The sequence below is a fragment of the Marinobacter sp. LV10R510-11A genome, assembly GCF_900215155.1.
Classification (GTDB): domain Bacteria; phylum Pseudomonadota; class Gammaproteobacteria; order Pseudomonadales; family Oleiphilaceae; genus Marinobacter.
The window spans coordinates 2,128,172-2,145,042 of record NZ_LT907980.1; the positions used below are offsets into that span (position 1 = coordinate 2,128,172).

A 16,871-nucleotide genomic window follows, 5' to 3' on the forward strand; every position below is an offset into this window, starting at 1 on the left:
ATGATCGTTCTGGCCGATACTATCAGGGCTTCATTACCAAATATATTGCCCTGCCCTGGCGTACTACCCGAACGGATACCGCCCGCCCCTCTGGCAGTGTTTCGATCGCTTTTTGGAAATCCTCAACCGACGACACCGTTTTTCTGTTGATCTCGGTGATCACATCTTGGGCGCGAATGCCGGCATTGTATGCCGGCCCTCTGTTTACACCCGTTACGACAACACCGCCGGATACGCCCATAGAATCGGCCAAGTCGGATGGCAAAGGTTCAACAATCAGCCCCAAGGGCGAAGTGATTGAACCACCGTCAGAAGAAGCCGGTTGCTGAGCGTTATTTTCGTCCGGCAGCCTGCCAATTTCCACATTGAGCGTGATTTCTTTTCCGCCACGAAGAACGGTAAGGTGCGCCGTTTCACCCACCGGGGTACGACCCACTAAGGGCGGCAGATCCGACGAAAGCTGAACATCGTCGCCATCGTATTTAAGAACTATGTCACCAGACTGCAAGCCGCCTCCCTGAGCCGGGGAACCGTCCATAACTTCGGCAATCAGCGCGCCTCTAGGGCGCTTGAGCCCGAACGATTCTGCCAAATCACGATTCACTTCCTGAATCAGAACGCCCAACCAGCCACGGGATACCGCGCCGTTGTCCCGAATCTGGCGAAACACGCTCATGGCATCGTCAATGGGGATGGCAAAAGAAACGCCCATAAATCCCCCTGAGCGGGTGTAGATCTGCGAGTTAATACCGATCACTTCACCGTCGAGATTAAATAGCGGGCCACCAGAGTTACCTGGGTTGATGGCCACATCGGTCTGGATAAACGGAACGTAATTTTCTGATGGGAGCGAGCGACCCAGTGCGCTGACGATGCCGGCTGTAACCGTGTAATCAAAGCCAAACGGTGAGCCGATCGCAAACACCCATTCGCCAACCTTCAAGTCTTTGGAGCGCCCTGTTTTCACAACGGGCAGGTCAGCCCCATTCTCAATTTTCAAAACGGCCATGTCCGACCGAGGATCTGTGCCAACGAGTGTTGCCGGCAGCTCACGGCGATCATTCAGCCTAACGATAATCTCATCAGCGCCTTCAACCACATGGTTATTGGTTAGCACATAACCGTCAGCAGACACAATAAACCCCGACCCCATGGAGCGACTCGGCTGAGAGTTACCCGGTGCACCGCCGAAAGGGGACTGAGGGCCGCGAAAGAATTCCTGGAAGAACTCTGGCAACTGATCGAGCTGCCGCTCATCAAAGGGTAAACCGTGAAAACGCTTATTTTCGGCAGCAGGAGCAGGCGTACTGGTGGTGCTTATATTAACGACCGCACCCGCATTTTCCTCAACTAGCCCGGTAAAATCTGGCAATCCTTGCGCGAAACCCGCTTGGCCCCATGTCATCAATACGATAGCGAGCAGCGTCAGCATCAGTGAACCCAGCACCTTCTGAGCGAGTGGTGCCGGGGAAAACCGGCTAACTGCGGTTGTGGTTTTTAGCATGTCAGAATCCCCTGTGTGTCATGTTGGCGAGTCGGGATGAGCAACCATTCCAGCCGGGATACGGTTCACCCGGAGCAGTCTGGGCTCAAAACCTCCGGCATTCCCGCGTTGTAATTGTCGGCTTATCAGAAAGCCCGATGCAAGACCGGCCGCAGCGCCCAACATAGCTGCGAAATCACTGCCATCGGACAAATGATGTCCAATCATACTCGCCATCACCATAAGCAATAACGGAAGAGCATACACCAGCAACGAAGCGCCTAGGAGAGCGCTTTCATCAATGCCAAGTGTCACCTCTTCGCCGACACAGGCATTCACGGAATTAAATACGCGAACCTGATTAGCCCGGCCACCGGTCGCTGAAGCCAGCATCTTTTGTCCGCAGCCATTGCGTGCCGCACAGCTCTGGCAAGCGCTGGTGCGAATGGTCTGAACCCAAGCATGTTCACCGGTAACGGCAACGACTTTTCCAGACTCTGTAATCATTGCTCACCCGCACCCAAAGCGAAAGCTTCGTCAATTCGCACGGATTCGGCAACTTGGCGGGCCGAAGTGGGTGGAAGTTCACCCACAACGGTCACCAGAAATGCCCTGTTTCCGCTCTGCAACTGGCGCATATAGATCGTTGTTGCGCCTATGCGCGAAGCGCCCGTGGGCATACTCACTGAGCCCGTGGGCTCAACAAACACAGAAAATGCCGCCAGCCCGTCTGAAAACGCAACGGTTTGGCCCTTGCCAGAACTAGGCGCTGCGGCAGGTTCAAAACCGTCCGGGCGCCAATCAAGATGCCAGCCATGCAAACGCGCTGTGCTTGAAAATTCGTCCTGAGCACCTGTGTCATTCAGGGCGCGGGAGATCTCACGGCCTTCAGAGCGGATTTCGAACTCGCTATCCGGAATATCGTCGGTAATCTCGAGATTGGTGAACTGGAAATGCTCCAGCACTTCGCCACTAGCTGCTCGCACGTTGCTTTTCACCAACAGTCCGGTGGACTTTTCCAGCCACAGACGATGGCTGTACCTATGTTGATCTTTGGCCGTCAGCGCCACAGTCACCACATCGTAGCCGGCAACACGGCCTTCACCCTGCAATTCGGCACTATACCAACGGCTTACGGGAATAAGTTGACTAGTAAACGCCTCTGCAAACGGACCGGAAGGGATGATCTGCTCCAACCGTACCTTGCCCTGCTCAGGCAGCACGCAAACCACATTCATACCCCGCCGCACAATCTCCCCACGGCCCCCATCCTGCAAAACCAGGCGCTCCTCCACAATTCCATTAAGGTAACGATGGGCTATCTGCATGGAATGTACGCTGGAGCCCCTAGCGTACACGAACACACCGCGATAAGATGTCATGTTCAGAGCAGGCCCTAACTGTTCCAGCCAGTAGGCCGCTGTTTTTTCCTGCGCAACCCCATAAGCCGGCATGGCCATAGCCAACATAAGCGCAAGAAGCCTAGGCAATAACCGGCTAGTCAAGTTCAGGCTGAAGTAACGAGCTTTGCTCATGTGCACCTTTATGGCTCTCAATCAGTGATCGCCGCTAGCACTAACAAGACGGGCATAGCCCACCGAGCCCTGCCCGGCACCGACACTGTTATGCTGAGCATGTTCAAGCAGATAGCGGTTCATGTATTCCCACTGTTGCTTATCAAGCCCCTGCAGGGCCACCTCTTGAACCGGTGCGACTTCACCAGAATACACAGCACCGGCTGGTTCTGTTGCGATGGCAGACGCCAGTGCTTCAGCGGAAGGCTCTCCCGATTCCCAGCCAGCCCCGGCACCAAACCCTACCAGTAAAGCGGTCGTGACCATTGCAACGGCAGACCAGCGCCACGGCTGCGACACCTCTCGACCCACAACAACGCCAGGTGTTCGCAAATGAGCGCGGCCATTTAACCTTTCGCGCACCGCTGCACTAACATCCACGCCGTCAGCTGGCGAATGGCCTCTGTGCATCAGGTCATGGATACCCTGCCATCGCTGCCACTGATCTCGCACGTGGCCCTGATCCTCATGGCATAGTAGGCGCCGAACTGAAAGCTCGTCGGCTTCATCGTCCATCATGGCAGACAGTGTTTCTCGGAGACGATCATCCATAGGATGCACCTTCAATTACGTAACAGAATGGTTTAGCAAGGGGCCCAAGTGCCGATCAACAGCATCTCGGGCCCGAAAGATACGCGAGCGCACGGTCCCAATGGGACACTCCAGAATTCGCGCAATATCCTCATAGCTAAGGCCGTCATGCTCTCGCAGCAAGAATGCCGACCGCAGCTCCTCTGGCAAAGAGGCTATCGCGTTACTGAGTTCATTTTGTAACTGATCGCGTTGCAGCAAACGTTCGGGCGAAGCAATATCGCGCAACCGCCTGCCGTCATCATAATTTTCTGCTTCAGCCGAATCAGCCGTTCCCTGAGGCCTGCGACTGCGGGATTCAAGATAATTCTTGGCGGTATTTACTGCGATGCGGTACAGCCAGGTATAGAAGGCACTGTCACCACGGAAACGCTCAATGGCCCGGTAAGCCTTGATGAACGTTTCCTGGGAAAGATCCATGACTTCCTGACTGTCGTAAACGTACCGACTGATAATAGAAGCCACCCTCGACTGGTACTTAACAACCAGCAAATCAAAGGCTGCACGATCCCCGTTCCGAACTTTGCGAACAAGTTGCAAATCGGTCTGGCGGTCTGAGAGCTCAGCTTCTTTTTGGTCATTGGGGGCCATGGGCGCTGCGCCGGTACTCTCTGGTTTCATGGCCAGTTTTTCGGCCGATACGAGTTTCTGATGGTACATGCTCTCTATCCGGCGCCCGTTTATGAAAGGACGATCCGCCATTTAAGGCAGATCATCTGTCAGGCCAAGTAGACAGCAAGCGTAAAGTTTAGTTCAATACACGTCTACATTATGGCCTGCGATAACGACACGATGCCACAGTCCTATGAATACGATGTTCTCATTATCGGCAGCGGCGCTGCCGGCCTGACCGTTGCGCTTAATCTTCCGCAGCATTTGAAGGTATGCGTTGTTAGCAAAGCCGACATCAGCAGCGGCGCCACACTTTGGGCCCAGGGCGGCATAGCCGCCGTTCTGGACGACCAGGATTCCACCGAAAACCATGTGCAGGATACGCTGATTGCAGGCGGGGGCCTGTGCAATGAAGAGGCCGTGCGGTTTACCGTAGAGCACAGCAAAAAGAGCATTGAATGGCTTATTGAGAACGGCGTTGACTTTACCCGAGACACAGACGCCCAGCTTCACCTCACTCGCGAAGGCGGTCACAGTCACCGGCGTATTATTCATGCCGCTGATGCCACCGGCCATGCCGTATCCACAACGTTGACCGCCCAAGCCCAAGCTCGGCCAAACATCGAGCTCAGGTCCCGCCGTGTTGCCGTGGATCTGATCACCAACCGCAAGCTGGCATTACCGGGCAACCGCTGCGTGGGCGCTTATATATTGAACCTTGAAGATAACCATGTGGAACTGTTCCGCGCGCGCTTCACCGTGATTGCAACGGGTGGCGCCTCCAAGGCGTATCGGTACACCACGAACCCAGACGGCGCATCCGGAGATGGCATTGCCATGGCCTGGCGTGCCGGCTGCCGTGTTGCCAACATGGAGTTCAACCAGTTCCACCCAACCTGTCTGTACCATCCTCACGCCAAATCGTTCCTGGTGACCGAAGCAGTAAGGGGTGAAGGCGGGTTATTAAAACTGCCTGACGGCTCCCGTTTCATGGATCGCTTTGACAAGCGCGGAGAGCTAGCGCCCCGTGACATAGTCGCCCGCGCCATCGACCACGAGATGAAACGGCTGGGCGCAGACCACCTATTACTGGATATAAGCCACAAACCGGCAGACTTTATCCGTCATCATTTCCCGACTATTTATGAAAAGTGCCTAGAGTTTGGCATCGATATTACCCGCGAACCCATTCCCGTGGTCCCGGCAGCCCACTATACCTGTGGTGGCATTGTCAGTGATGAACGGGCACGCACCGATATCAATCAGCTCTACGTGGTAGGTGAAGCCGGGTTTACTGGGCTTCACGGCGCCAACCGCATGGCCAGCAACTCGCTACTGGAATGTCTGGTTTATGGCCGGGCAGCTGCCATCGATATTGCGCGCCGGGAGGCCGATATCCCGCCCCCACCAGATGCCCCGGCATGGGATGAAAGCCAGGTGCGGGATTCAGATGAAGATGTTGTGATTTCCCACAACTGGGACGAATTGCGGCACTTTATGTGGGACTACGTGGGCATTGTACGCACAACCAAACGTTTGCAACGGGCAAAACACAGGGTGGATCTCTTATCAGGAGAAATCGGCGAGTTTTACAGCAACTATCGGGTAACCAACGACCTGCTGGAGCTGAGAAACCTGGTAACCGTGTCTGATCTAATTATCTGCTCAGCGCTGCAACGCAAGGAAAGCCGGGGCCTGCATTACACACTGGATTATCCGGGACTACTGCACGAGGCTCGTGATACCGTACTGATACCAACGACCTACAGAACCCCGTCTCAGTAAAGACAGCAGCTAAGCGCGTAACGAAAAGAGAAACTAAGAGAGTAACAAAGAGAGCAACTATGCAAGACCCCAAAGCCCCTGCGGACAACTCAGACTTCAATCGTCTTTGGTGGCATAGCCGCCGCGGCATGCTGGAACTGGATGTGTTGCTAATTCCGTTTCTGGAAGAAGCCTACCGGGATCTGAATGCGGAAGATCAGGCGCGCTACAGCAAACTCCTGACTTGTGAAGACGTCGACATGTTCGAGTGGTTCATGCAGCGCAGCCGTCCGGACGATGCAGATCTCCAGCGCATCGTTGACATCATTCTTTCCCGTGTCCAACCAGATTGACCTAACATTATCACGCTGTGGTGCAGTAGGCTGTCTGGCCGCTGCACCATGGCTGATTGCCAGTGCCTTCGTACTGATTGCCGGCGCGTCTGGCAAAAACTGGATGTACGCACTGGCCCCGCTGACCCTCGCGGGCGCAATATTTCAGTACCGACTAAACGGCTTACTCGCGGGGCCGTCGGCCGTTCTGGGGCTGCACCTGGATCAGAACACCCTCTACGCACGACTCGGAAATGGGCAAACGCTGGCTGTGAGTGCCTGCCCGTCGAGCCGCATCAGTTCAACGATTGTGCTCTTGAAACTACAGCCAATAGCCGCCAGATCTGCTTCGTACCCGGTTGTGTTACTCTCGGGCATGCGGGTTGCCGGTAACGTATCGGAAGATCAGTTTCGTCGCCTGAGAATGTGGCTCCGACTGGGCCGCGCTCAGCAATCATTTGAATAGCATTTTGCCCGGAGTTCTCCCATGACTGGTACAGAAACACCTGTTTCAGCCACGCCTGTTTACGCATCAGCCGAATTTCCACCCCCGGTTTCGGGCCGCATTGTGCTGACCAATCGTGTTCTGGTTCGCATCTCCGGCCCGGGTACTGACAAGTTCCTGCAGGGCCAACTAAGCCAAAACCTTGATGACGTTAAAGCCGGTACATCGCCCCGCGCCGCAGCTGCGACGCCCAAAGGCCGGGCTTACTGCCTAACACGACTGGTACGGGATGGTAACGACGTACTGATGGATCTGCCGGCCGAACTGGCCGAGCCGATCATGGCTCACCTGCGCAAATACATGATGCTCTTTCGCGGCACATCCATGGCGGCACAAACCGAGGGACACATCATCGCACTGCTGGGCAATGAAGCTGCGTCGAGCCTAGCTGGGGATGGCTTGGACAGCCTGGCATCCCCGGGGGACACTCTGGCACTGGGTTCAGGATTCCTAATCCGGACTGAAAACACAGGTGAAGGGCTGCCCCGCTTTGAGTTGTGGCAACCCACCAAAAGCGATCTGGAGCTGAATAGCATTCCAGAGAAGACGCTTGCCGACTGGCAGGCATCTGAAATTGCGGCGGGCGTACCCGTGCTGAACACCACGAACAGCGACTCCTATGTGCCGCAAATGCTCAACTGGCAACACCTGGGCGGCGTGCATTTTAAGAAAGGCTGTTACACCGGCCAGGAAATCATCGCGCGGATGCATTTTCTCGGGCAGCTCAAAAAAAGCCTGTTTCGCTTCCGCATAGCTAAAGCCGACGCCATACCTACGCCCGGAACGTCCATCATGGCGGGCGAACGCTCAGTGGGCGACGTGGTCAATGCAGTCGGTTTCAATGATGGTTCCTGTGAATTGCTTGCAGTCATCAAGCATAGCGCCGCCGACGAAAAACTGACTGCAGATGGCTTGCCAGAGGTGGTTCTACAGCATCAACCTCTGCCCTACACCGTTACCGAACGGGAAGTCAGTGCACCAAAGGATACATAAGTTGACAGGCAAACTTGCCAGAATTTGCTATAAATAGAGTTCACCATTCTGATCTTCGGGTGTATGCCTAATAACACAGCGGGCCTCCCGAACTGACAAGCGGATCCATACCAAACCATGTCGAATATTTCTGAAACCATTAAAGCGGATCTTACAGCCGCCATCGAAAACGACAAACTGGTACTCCCCACACTGCCCGAAGCCGCGCTTCAGGTACGTGAAATCGCTGAGTCTGAAGACTCCGCCATTGGTGACCTGGTTAAGGTTATCAGCAACGACACGGCACTCTCTGCTCGCATCATTCGCGTGTGTAACAGCCCACTTTTTCGGGGTAACCGCGCGATAGAGAACCTGAACATGGCCGTAAGCCGGCTCGGCATGGCCTACACCAGCAACCTGGCTATGGGCCTGGCCATGCAGCAGATGTTCCAGGCGACCTCAGACATGATCGACAAGCGCTTGCGCGCAACATGGCAGGCCAGCACTGAAGTAGCTGGCGTTTGCCACGTACTGGCTCAGCACTACACAAAACTGAAGCCAGATCAGGCCACACTGGCCGGCTTGGTGCACTTGATTGGCGTGCTGCCCATCCTTCGCTACGTGGAAGACGAAGAGGTGCAGATCAGTAGCATCATGCTGGATAACGTCATTGAGGAACTGCACCCAAGAATCGGTGCGACTATTCTTAAAAAGTGGAATTTCCCGAAAGACCTGCAGAACGTTCCGTTGGAATTCGCCAGTTTCCAAAGAGATGTGCCCACAGCAGACTATGCAGATCTGGTGATGATCGCCAATCTTCAGCTGGTTGCCGGCTCTAAGCACCCTTGGGCTGAAATGGACTGGTCTAAAATTTCAGCTTTCGGCCGCCTTGGCATAGATCCGAATATGGATATGAGCGAAGAAGAAGATCTCAACGCCCAGATGGAAGCAGCAATGGCGCTGCTTCAATAACTGACGTTTAGCTCTTTTTTAGAAGGCAATTCCCAGTTTACTGGCCCCTGCCCTTGCTCCCGGAGCCATTCATTGGCCTGGGAGAAATGTTTGCAGCCAAAGAAACCGCGATATGCACTGAGCGGTGACGGATGCGGCCCCTCCAGCACCAAATGCCGGTTACGATCAATGTGCTGGCCTTTCTTCTTGGCGTAATTACCCCAAAGTAAAAACACTACACCTTCACATTCACGATTCACGGTTTCGATTACGCGATCCGTAAACGTCTCCCAACCTTTGCCCTGATGCGCACCCGCTTGGCCCTGAGCCACCGTAAGCACACTGTTAAGCAGCAAAACGCCCTGCTCCGCCCAAGGCTGCAGGTAGCCGTGATCTGGCGGCGCGATACCCAAATCACTCTGGATCTCTTTGAACATATTGACGAGCGAAGGTGGCGGGGGAACGTCCGGCCTGACTGAAAAACACAGGCCATGGGCCTGACCCGGGCCGTGATAGGGGTCCTGCCCCAGAATAACAACACGCACCTGATCAAGAGGCGTGCTGTTCAGGGCATTGAAACAATGGGAGCTGGCCGGAAAGAGAACCTTCCCGGCGCTTTCTTCAGCAGTCAGAAATTCCGCCAACGCCTGCATGTAGGGCTGACGAAATTCGTCTTCGAGGTGTTCTTTCCAGCCCCGGTCAGGCCTGAGATGACTTGCCAGTACCTCAACCGGGTGCATGACTACTCTTTACCTTCCGCGCGCGCGCCTTTCGCACTCTCCACTTTATGCTCTGGGCGCATGGCCGGGAACAGTATAACGTCGCGGATGGACGGTGAATTGGTCAGCAGCATTGCCAAACGATCAATGCCAATGCCCTCGCCCGCAGTAGGCGGCAAGCCATATTCCAGAGCCGTCACATAATCTTCGTCGTAGAACATAGCCTCGTCGTCGCCGGCGTCTTTCTCCGCAACTTGAGCCCGGAAGCGCTCTGCTTGGTCTTCCGCATCGTTAAGCTCGGAGAATCCGTTGGCAATCTCACGACCACCCACGAAGAACTCAAAGCGCTCAGTCACAAACGGATTGCTATCTTTGCAACGTGCCAGCGGGGATACTTCTTTCGGATACTCGGTAATGAACGTTGGCTGCATCAAACGATGCTCTGCCGTCGCCTCAAAAATTTCGATCTGTACCCTGCCCAGTCCCCAACCAGCTTTCACGTGAATACCTAGATCTTTGGCAACCTGCCGCGCTGATGCGTCGTCCGTCAACTGTTCGGCTTTCACATCCGGAGCGTAGCGCAGGATGGCATCCACAACCGTCAGGCGCTCAAAGGACTTGCCAAAGTCGTACTCAAGACGCTCTTCAGTACCGTCGGCCAGCGTGCGCGTATTCACTACCGTGGTGCTACCCAAAACCTGCTCCGTGATAACGCGCAGCATGTCTTCAGTGAGGTCCATCAGATCGTTGTAATCGGCATACGCCTGATAGAATTCGACCATGGTAAATTCCGGATTATGGCGGGTAGAAAGCCCCTCGTTCCGGAAATTACGGTTTATTTCGAATACCCGCTCAAAGCCACCCACAACCAGCCGCTTCAGGAAAAGCTCCGGTGCAACACGCAAGTACATGTCCATACCCAACGCATTGTGGTGGGTAACAAATGGCCGCGCAGTCGCGCCACCGGGAATCACCTGTAGCATGGGAGTTTCAACTTCAATGAAGTCCCGGTCTGCAAAGAACTGACGCATGGTGGTAATGATCTTCGAGCGCGCAAGGAACACCCGGCGGCTGTCTTCGTTCACCATCAAATCCACATACCGCTGACGGTAACGGGTTTCAGTATCCGTTAGGCCTTTGTGCTTCTCCGGCAGCGGGCGCAGAGACTTGGTGAGCAACACATACTCATCCATAGTCACGTAAAGGTCGCCCTTACCGGATTTGGTCAGGTTGCCCTGCACACCAACAATATCCCCCAGATCCCAGTGCTTGGTATCCTTCTGCACATCTTTGGTCGCATAAATTTGCATGCGGCCAGTCATGTCCTGAACCACTTTGAATGCTTTTCGGTCAAGCATCATGCGGCCTGCAATGGCAACCTTAATGCCCATGGACTCCAGCTCTTCTTTGCTATAGTCACCGTATTTCGCCTGCAATTCGGCGGCGGTGGCATCGCGGCGGAAGTCATTGGGGAACGGATTGCCCTTCTCACGCAGCTCTGACAGCTTGGCGCGGCGCTCAGCAATCAGCTTGTTGTCCTCTGGCGGTGCATTCTTGGTGTGTTCAGTCATGTTGGCTCACTAGAAAATCAGGGTGTCCGGGTTGGCTTGGTAATGGCGCTGATTACAGCGCCATCTTCAGGCTGGCTTCGATGAACTTGTCGATATCACCATCCAACACCGATTGGATGCTGCTGGTTTCAACTTTGGTACGCAAATCCTTAATGCGGCCATCATCCAGTACGTAGGAGCGAATCTGGCTGCCCCAACCAATATCGGATTTTGCGTCTTCGGCTTTCTGCTTCTCGGCGTTACGTTCCTGAATCTCACGCTCATACAGCTTGGCTTTAAGCTGCTTCATAGCCTGATCTTTGTTCTGATGCTGGCTTCGGCCGGCCTGACAGGCCACAACAATACCCGTTGGGTTGTGGGTCAAACGCACCGCAGATTCCGTCCGGTTAACGTGCTGGCCACCCGCGCCAGAAGCACGATAAACATCCACCCGCAAATCTGACGGGTTAATCTCAATCACAAAACTGTCGTCCACCTCCGGCGAAACAAACACCGAAGAAAAAGACGTATGGCGGCGATTACCCGAGTCGAAAGGCGATTTACGAACCAAGCGATGAACGCCGGTTTCCGTACGCGCCCAACCGAACGCATACTCACCCTGAATGTGAATGGTGGCACTTTTCACACCAGCCACATCACCTTCCTGCAACTCTACAATCTCTGCCTTGAAACCACGACGTTCAGCCCAGCGCAGGTACATGCGCAGAAGCATATTTGCCCAATCCTGAGCCTCGGTACCCCCCGAGCCGGCCTGAATTTCAAGATAGGCGCTATTGGCGTCCATCTCACCGGAAAACATACGACGGAACTCAAGTTTTTCAAGCTCGGCATCAAGCGCTTCCAGATCCGACTCGATCTCGGTTGCTGTATCTGGGTCATCTTCCTCAACCGCCATTTCCAGCAGACTCTTTGCATCGGACAGGCCGACTGTGAGGTTGTCGATGGTGCTGACGATCAAATCAAGATCAGAGCGCTCCTTGCCCAGCGCCTGAGCGCGCTCAGGATCATCCCACACTGCGGGCATCTCCATCTCTCGCTCTACTTCGACCAGCCGTTCACTCCGCTGATCATAGTCAAAGATACCCCCTGAGCGATTCAGTACGCTCACGAAGCTCTTTAATCTTCGTCACAATGGGATTAATTTCCATGAAAACCTTACTCGCGTTGGAAAATGGTAAGTAAAACTGTGGCGGGATTCTACCGGATTTTTGGCTGCAAATCAGCCGTTGCTCGCTGGCATAGTGGAAGCGCTGGTCTATCTGTGCAGCCAGGCCAGCTAAGAAAGCGGCTCCAAATAATTCACCAAAAGCTGCAAATTAGTCCGACCACGAAACGTATTAGCATCCGGCTTATAAACTACCCGAGCACCCGTACGCGTATAGTCCGGAACCTCTGGACCCGTATTGAACGCTATACCATCGATGATGCCGCTTCCATCAACCGGCTGCAAAACCAACTTCAAGTGATTTTCGCCAACAATACGCTGGCTCACCACTCGAAACTCGCCATCAAACAAAGGCTCCGGAAAATGCTGCCCCCAAGGGCCAGCGCGCTTGAGCAAAGCCGCCGTTTCTAGCGACAACTCATCAGAACTCAACGGCCCGTCAGTGGTGATGGCCGCCTCCAAATCGGCGGCAGTCAAGACATCCCTCACCGCCCGATCAAACGCCTGACAAAAGGCATCAAAATCACTGCGAGCCAAAGTCATACCCGCTGCCATGGCGTGGCCGCCGAATTTTTTCATTACCCCAGGATGGCGAGAATCGACCATCGCCAACACATCGCGAATATGAAGCCCGGGAATTGATCGCGCAGAACCTTTTACATCTACGCCATTTTCATCGGGGGCAAACGCAATGGTCGGCCTGTTGGTCTGTTCCCGAATACGGGCCGCGAGGATGCCGATAACGCCCTGGTGCCAATCCTGATCGAACAAGACCAGCCCCCACGGGAGCCCTTCAAGATCCAGAGACATGGAGGCGAGCAGATCCTGCGCCTGGGCTTTCATGTCTTTTTCGATGGTACGCCGTTCACGATTAAAGGTGTCCAGCTCGCGGGCGAGCCGCCGTGCTTCATCAGGACTGTCTGCCAGCAGGCAGGCAATGCCGACGCTCATGTCATCCAGCCTACCCGCGGCATTAAGCCGTGGGCCAACCACAAACCCGAGGTCGGTAGAGCTAATATTTGCGTATTCCCGGCCGGCAACTTCCAGCAACGCGAGAATTCCGGGGCGGGCTTCGCCTTGGCGAATGCGGCGCAGGCCCTGTTCAACAAAAATGCGGTTGTTATGGTCCAGCGGAACAACATCGGCCACGGTGCCCAGCGCTACCAAATCCAGCAGGGTGCCCAGATTGGGCTCCGGCTGTGGCAGCCTGCCGGCCTCCCGGAGCTTCTTGCGCAGTGCCGTGAGCACGTAGAACATGACGCCCACGCCTGCGGCATTTTTACTGAGAAAAGCGCACCCGGGCTGGTTGGGGTTCACGATGGCATCGGCATCTGGCAACACCTCGCCGGCCAGGTGGTGGTCCGTAACCAGAACCTTGATTCCCAGATTACGGGCCGCCTTAACCCCTTCAACTGCAGAGATGCCGTTGTCTACCGTCACCATAAGGTCGGGCAGTTCGCTTTCTTGCTGCAGGCGCTCGATGATGCCGGGGGTCAACCCATAACCATCCGCGAAGCGGCTGGGCACTCGAAAATCGATACTCTGCAAACCAAGCATGGAAAGCCCGAGCATGGCGACAGCGGTACTGGTGGCGCCGTCCGCATCGAAGTCCCCGAGTACAAGAACCTTCTGGTTTTGCGCTATAGCATCCGCGAGCAGCTCGACGGCACGGTCAATGCCTCGTAACTCAAAGGGTGAGGCAAGGTGCCTGAGGGTATAACTTAACTGTTCGTCGCAGGTAACACCGCGGGCAGCGTACAGACGGCGAAGCAAGGGGGGCAGGTCTTGGCCCCAAGCCGGAATATTATCCAGCTGGGGGCGACGTAGTATCTTTTTTGGTGCCATACCGAGTCAGGTATTCTTCCAGTGTTTTGCGATGAATGCCTGAACACCCTCGCGGTCGTTATCAACCACGGTATAGCGCTCTTCGCGATCGAACAAATCCGCCATGTGCGCCGGAAGCTCTGGTTTAACAGTCAGACCGGATTCCCTGATAGCATCCGGGAACTTGGCTGGATGGGCTGTTCCAAGGGTGATCATCGGCACTTGGGAATCCCGACGACAGGCTCGGGCAGCGTGCACGCCGATAGCCGTGTGCGGGTCCAGCAGGTATTCGTTCTGCTCGTAGACTTCGCGAATGGTGTCACACGTTGCTTTGTCATCAACCGCCGCACTGTCGAAGAGGCTGCGAGCCTGCTTCCAGCGATAATCTTCGATACTCACCGGGCCTTTGGCTGCGTTCTCCAGCAGCTGCTTAACCGCCAGCCCATCGCGGCCATGAAGATCAAATAGCAAGCGCTCAAAGTTGCTGGACACCATGATATCCATGCTCGGCGAGAGCGTGTGCTCAAGTGTGTGCTGCTCGTATTTGTTGCCACTCATGAAGCGATGAAGAATATCGTTTCGGTTGGTGGCAATAACCAGCTGCGATATCGGCAGGCCCATTTTCTTTGCCAGGTAGCCCGCAAAGATATCCCCGAAATTACCGGTGGGCACAGAAAAGGCCATGCTGCGATCCGGGCCACCAAGCGCCAAGGAAGCATGAAAGTAATAAACAATCTGGGCCATGATCCGGGCCCAGTTGATCGAATTAACCGCGGCCAGTTTGGCTTTACCACCCAGGAATGACTGGTCACCAAAGCTCTCTTTAACCATGCGCTGACAATCATCAAAATTGCCACGAATCGCCAGATTGTGAATGTTGTCGCCCTTAACTGTGGTCATCTGGCGGCGCTGCACTTCCGACACGCGCTCGTGAGGATGCAGAATGAAGATATCCACATGCTCGCAACGGCGACAGCCTTCAATGGCCGCAGAACCGGTATCCCCGGAGGTTGCGCCCATAATGACCGCATGTTCTTGGCGTTTTTCGAGCACGTAATCCAGCAAGCGACCCAACAACTGCAGCGCAAAGTCCTTGAAGGCCAAGGTCGGCCCACGGAACAGCTCCATCACCCATTCGTTGGTATCAAGCTGAACCAAGGGTGCAACGGCCTTGTGGGCAAACACACCGTAAGTGTCATCCAGCATCTGCCGAAAATCAGCCTCAGGAATGGCCTCTTCCACAAAAGGGTACATGATATTGAAGGCCAGCTCGGCATACGGAAGCCCACGCCAGCTACGAATTTCTTCCAAGCTGAAATGCGGAAGCGATTCCGGGACATATAGGCCGCCGTCAGGGGCCAGCCCCGTGAGCAAAACGTCTTCAAAACCCAGTGCGGGGGCTTCTCCCCGAGTACTGATATATCTCACGTGCGTACCTGTTGGTTATAGTTTTCTCAGTTAAAGTTTTCGGCGCGGATGCGAATAACTTTGCCATCAATATCCGAGAGGAATTCCAGCTCTTCGATAGACCGGTTGATCTGCCGTTCCTGCACCGTATGGGTCAGGATAATGACCGGGATGCGGCCATCCTTCAGCTCAGATTCCTTCTGCATGATCGACTCAATATTGATGCCGTGCTCACTCAGAATCGAGGCGATTTTAGCCAACACACCTGGCCGATCCAGAGCGGTGATGCGCAGATAGTAGGCAGATTGAACCTCCTCCATGGGGAGCACTTCTAAGTTCTCCATGGCCTCTGGCATGAAACCGAGGTAAGGCACTCGCAACGCGCCTTCACTTGCCACAACCCGAGCGACATCAACTATATCGGCAATGACAGCAGAAGCCGTCGCTTCATCGCCAGCGCCTGGGCCGTAATACATAGTCTGGCCAACAGCATCGCCTTCCATAAGGACAGCGTTAAGTACGCCATCAACCTGAGCAATCAGGTGGCTTTTAGGAACCAATGTCGGATGCACCCGAAGCTCGATACCGTTTTCACGACGACGGGCAATACCCAGATGCTTGATACGGTAACCGAGCTGCTCCGCATGGGCGATATCGTAGGGAGTGATTGACGAAATCCCTTCGGTAAAGGCTTTATCAAACTGCAGCGGAACGCCAAAGCCAGCCGAAGCCAGAATGGTCAGTTTGTGGGCCGCGTCGATACCCTCAACATCAAAGGTAGGGTCTGCTTCTGCGTAACCAAGATCCTGGGCTTCTTTAAGAACTTCAGCAAAGGCACGGCCTGCACGCATCTCGGTTAAAATGTAGTTGCCGGTGCCATTGATAATACCCGCAATCCAGTCGATACGGTTCGCTGCCATACCTTCACGAATGGCCTTCATAACCGGAATACCGCCCGCAACACCTGCCTCATAGGCAACCACAACGTCGGCTTTTTCGGCCGCTTCAAAAATCTCGTTGCCATGAACGGCAATAAGCGCTTTATTGGCCGTGACGACGTGCTTGCCATTCTTAATGGCCGCCAGTACGAGCTCCCGCGCGGTGTCGTAACCGCCGATTAGCTCTACGACAACATCGACGGCAGGGTCATTCACCACGTCGAAAATCTCGGTGCTGAAGGCTACGTCGCCAAGATCTATATCGTCACGACTGCGGCGACTTGCAACCCGGGTAATCCGGATATTACAGCCCGCACGGCCCGCTATAAGCGCTGCGTTGCGCGTCAGTACATTGAATGTACCGCCGCCAACGGTTCCCAGTCCGCAGATTCCGACATTGACGTCTTTCAAGCTCTCACCTCTGATCCCGAAGGGGGGCTGATGAATTGTAGTTTTGCAGCAT

16 protein-coding genes are annotated in these 16,871 nt (G+C 54.8%); 5 read left to right on the top strand and 11 right to left on the bottom strand.

From position 1 onward, the window contains the following. Nucleotides 1-22 precede the first annotated feature (22 nt). The 5 genes from CPH80_RS10120 to rpoE all read right to left on the bottom strand — a co-directional run bounded on the left by CPH80_RS10120 (nt 23) and on the right by rpoE (nt 4,239). A complete protein-coding gene (locus CPH80_RS10120) occupies nt 23-1,504 on the bottom strand; it encodes a DegQ family serine endoprotease (RefSeq protein ID WP_172898594.1) in 1,482 nt (493 codons plus the stop codon). Nucleotides 1,505-1,522: 18 nt separating this feature from the next. Next, on the bottom strand, nt 1,523-1,990 hold the full coding sequence (locus CPH80_RS10125) for a SoxR reducing system RseC family protein (protein ID WP_096277465.1): 468 nt from the start codon (nt 1,988-1,990) through the stop codon (nt 1,523-1,525). Further along, the gene (locus CPH80_RS10130) at nt 1,987-2,952 is read right to left on the bottom strand and encodes a MucB/RseB C-terminal domain-containing protein (protein ID WP_096281544.1); all 966 of its coding nucleotides are present in this window, start codon (nt 2,950-2,952) and stop codon (nt 1,987-1,989) included. Before CPH80_RS10130 ends, CPH80_RS10125 begins: the two co-directional genes overlap by 4 nt. Before the next feature lie 87 nt (nt 2,953-3,039). Beyond that, the gene (locus CPH80_RS10135) at nt 3,040-3,609 is read right to left on the bottom strand and encodes a sigma-E factor negative regulatory protein (RefSeq protein WP_096277467.1); all 570 of its coding nucleotides are present in this window, start codon (nt 3,607-3,609) and stop codon (nt 3,040-3,042) included. A 15-nt stretch (nt 3,610-3,624) separates the two neighbouring features. After that, a complete protein-coding gene (gene rpoE, locus CPH80_RS10140; protein ID WP_227520478.1) occupies nt 3,625-4,239 on the bottom strand; it encodes an RNA polymerase sigma factor RpoE in 615 nt (204 codons plus the stop codon). 201 nt (nt 4,240-4,440) lie between these two features. Between rpoE and nadB the strand changes: the two genes are divergently transcribed. The 5 genes from nadB (at nt 4,441) to CPH80_RS10165 (ending at nt 8,805) form a co-directional block, all read left to right on the top strand. Beyond that, complete coding sequence (nadB, locus tag CPH80_RS10145; RefSeq protein WP_180326094.1) at nt 4,441-6,045, top strand: L-aspartate oxidase; 1,605 nt, start codon at nt 4,441-4,443, stop codon at nt 6,043-6,045. Between the two features lie 59 nt (nt 6,046-6,104). Beyond that, on the top strand, nt 6,105-6,377 hold the full coding sequence (locus CPH80_RS10150; RefSeq protein WP_096277473.1) for a succinate dehydrogenase assembly factor 2: 273 nt from the start codon (nt 6,105-6,107) through the stop codon (nt 6,375-6,377). Next, nucleotides 6,361-6,822 (top strand): hypothetical protein, encoded by a 462-nt coding sequence (locus tag CPH80_RS10155; RefSeq protein WP_096277475.1) that lies wholly within the window; start codon nt 6,361-6,363, stop codon nt 6,820-6,822. The genes CPH80_RS10150 and CPH80_RS10155 overlap by 17 nt, the downstream gene beginning before the upstream one ends. A 21-nt stretch (nt 6,823-6,843) precedes the next feature. Next, nucleotides 6,844-7,854, top strand: a complete 1,011-nt coding sequence (locus CPH80_RS10160; RefSeq protein ID WP_096277476.1) for a YgfZ/GcvT domain-containing protein — start codon at nt 6,844-6,846, stop codon at nt 7,852-7,854. A gap of 117 nt (nt 7,855-7,971) precedes the next feature. After that, the gene (locus CPH80_RS10165) at nt 7,972-8,805 is read left to right on the top strand and encodes an HDOD domain-containing protein (protein ID WP_096277478.1); all 834 of its coding nucleotides are present in this window, start codon (nt 7,972-7,974) and stop codon (nt 8,803-8,805) included. On the opposite strand, the gene ung is transcribed toward CPH80_RS10165, so the two are convergent. The 6 genes from ung to CPH80_RS10195 form a co-directional block, all read right to left on the bottom strand. Then, complete coding sequence (gene ung, locus CPH80_RS10170) at nt 8,799-9,524, bottom strand: uracil-DNA glycosylase (protein ID WP_096277480.1); 726 nt, start codon at nt 9,522-9,524, stop codon at nt 8,799-8,801. The two genes, CPH80_RS10165 and ung, sit on opposite strands and share 7 nt — an antisense overlap. 2 nt (nt 9,525-9,526) lie before the next feature. After that, nucleotides 9,527-11,074: a lysine--tRNA ligase gene (gene lysS, locus CPH80_RS10175; RefSeq protein WP_096277482.1), complete on the bottom strand. Its 1,548-nt coding sequence runs from the start codon at nt 11,072-11,074 to the stop codon at nt 9,527-9,529. 52 nt (nt 11,075-11,126) lie between these two features. Next, nucleotides 11,127-12,222, bottom strand: a protein-coding gene (gene prfB, locus CPH80_RS10180) for a peptide chain release factor 2 (RefSeq protein WP_096277484.1) whose coding sequence is annotated in 2 segments (ribosomal slippage) — nt 11,127-12,149 and nt 12,151-12,222 — 1,095 coding nt in all. Because the reading frame shifts where the segments join, the coding sequence is not laid out codon by codon here. A gap of 128 nt (nt 12,223-12,350) precedes the next feature. After that, entirely contained in the window at nt 12,351-14,084 is a 1,734-nt protein-coding gene (recJ, locus tag CPH80_RS10185; RefSeq protein ID WP_096277486.1) for a single-stranded-DNA-specific exonuclease RecJ, read from the bottom strand. 6 nt (nt 14,085-14,090) lie between these two features. Then, complete coding sequence (gene thrC / locus CPH80_RS10190) at nt 14,091-15,491, bottom strand: threonine synthase (protein WP_096277488.1); 1,401 nt, start codon at nt 15,489-15,491, stop codon at nt 14,091-14,093. Between the two features lie 26 nt (nt 15,492-15,517). Continuing rightward, a complete protein-coding gene (locus CPH80_RS10195; RefSeq protein WP_096277490.1) occupies nt 15,518-16,819 on the bottom strand; it encodes a homoserine dehydrogenase in 1,302 nt (433 codons plus the stop codon). Between the last annotated feature and the right edge of the window lie 52 nt (nt 16,820-16,871).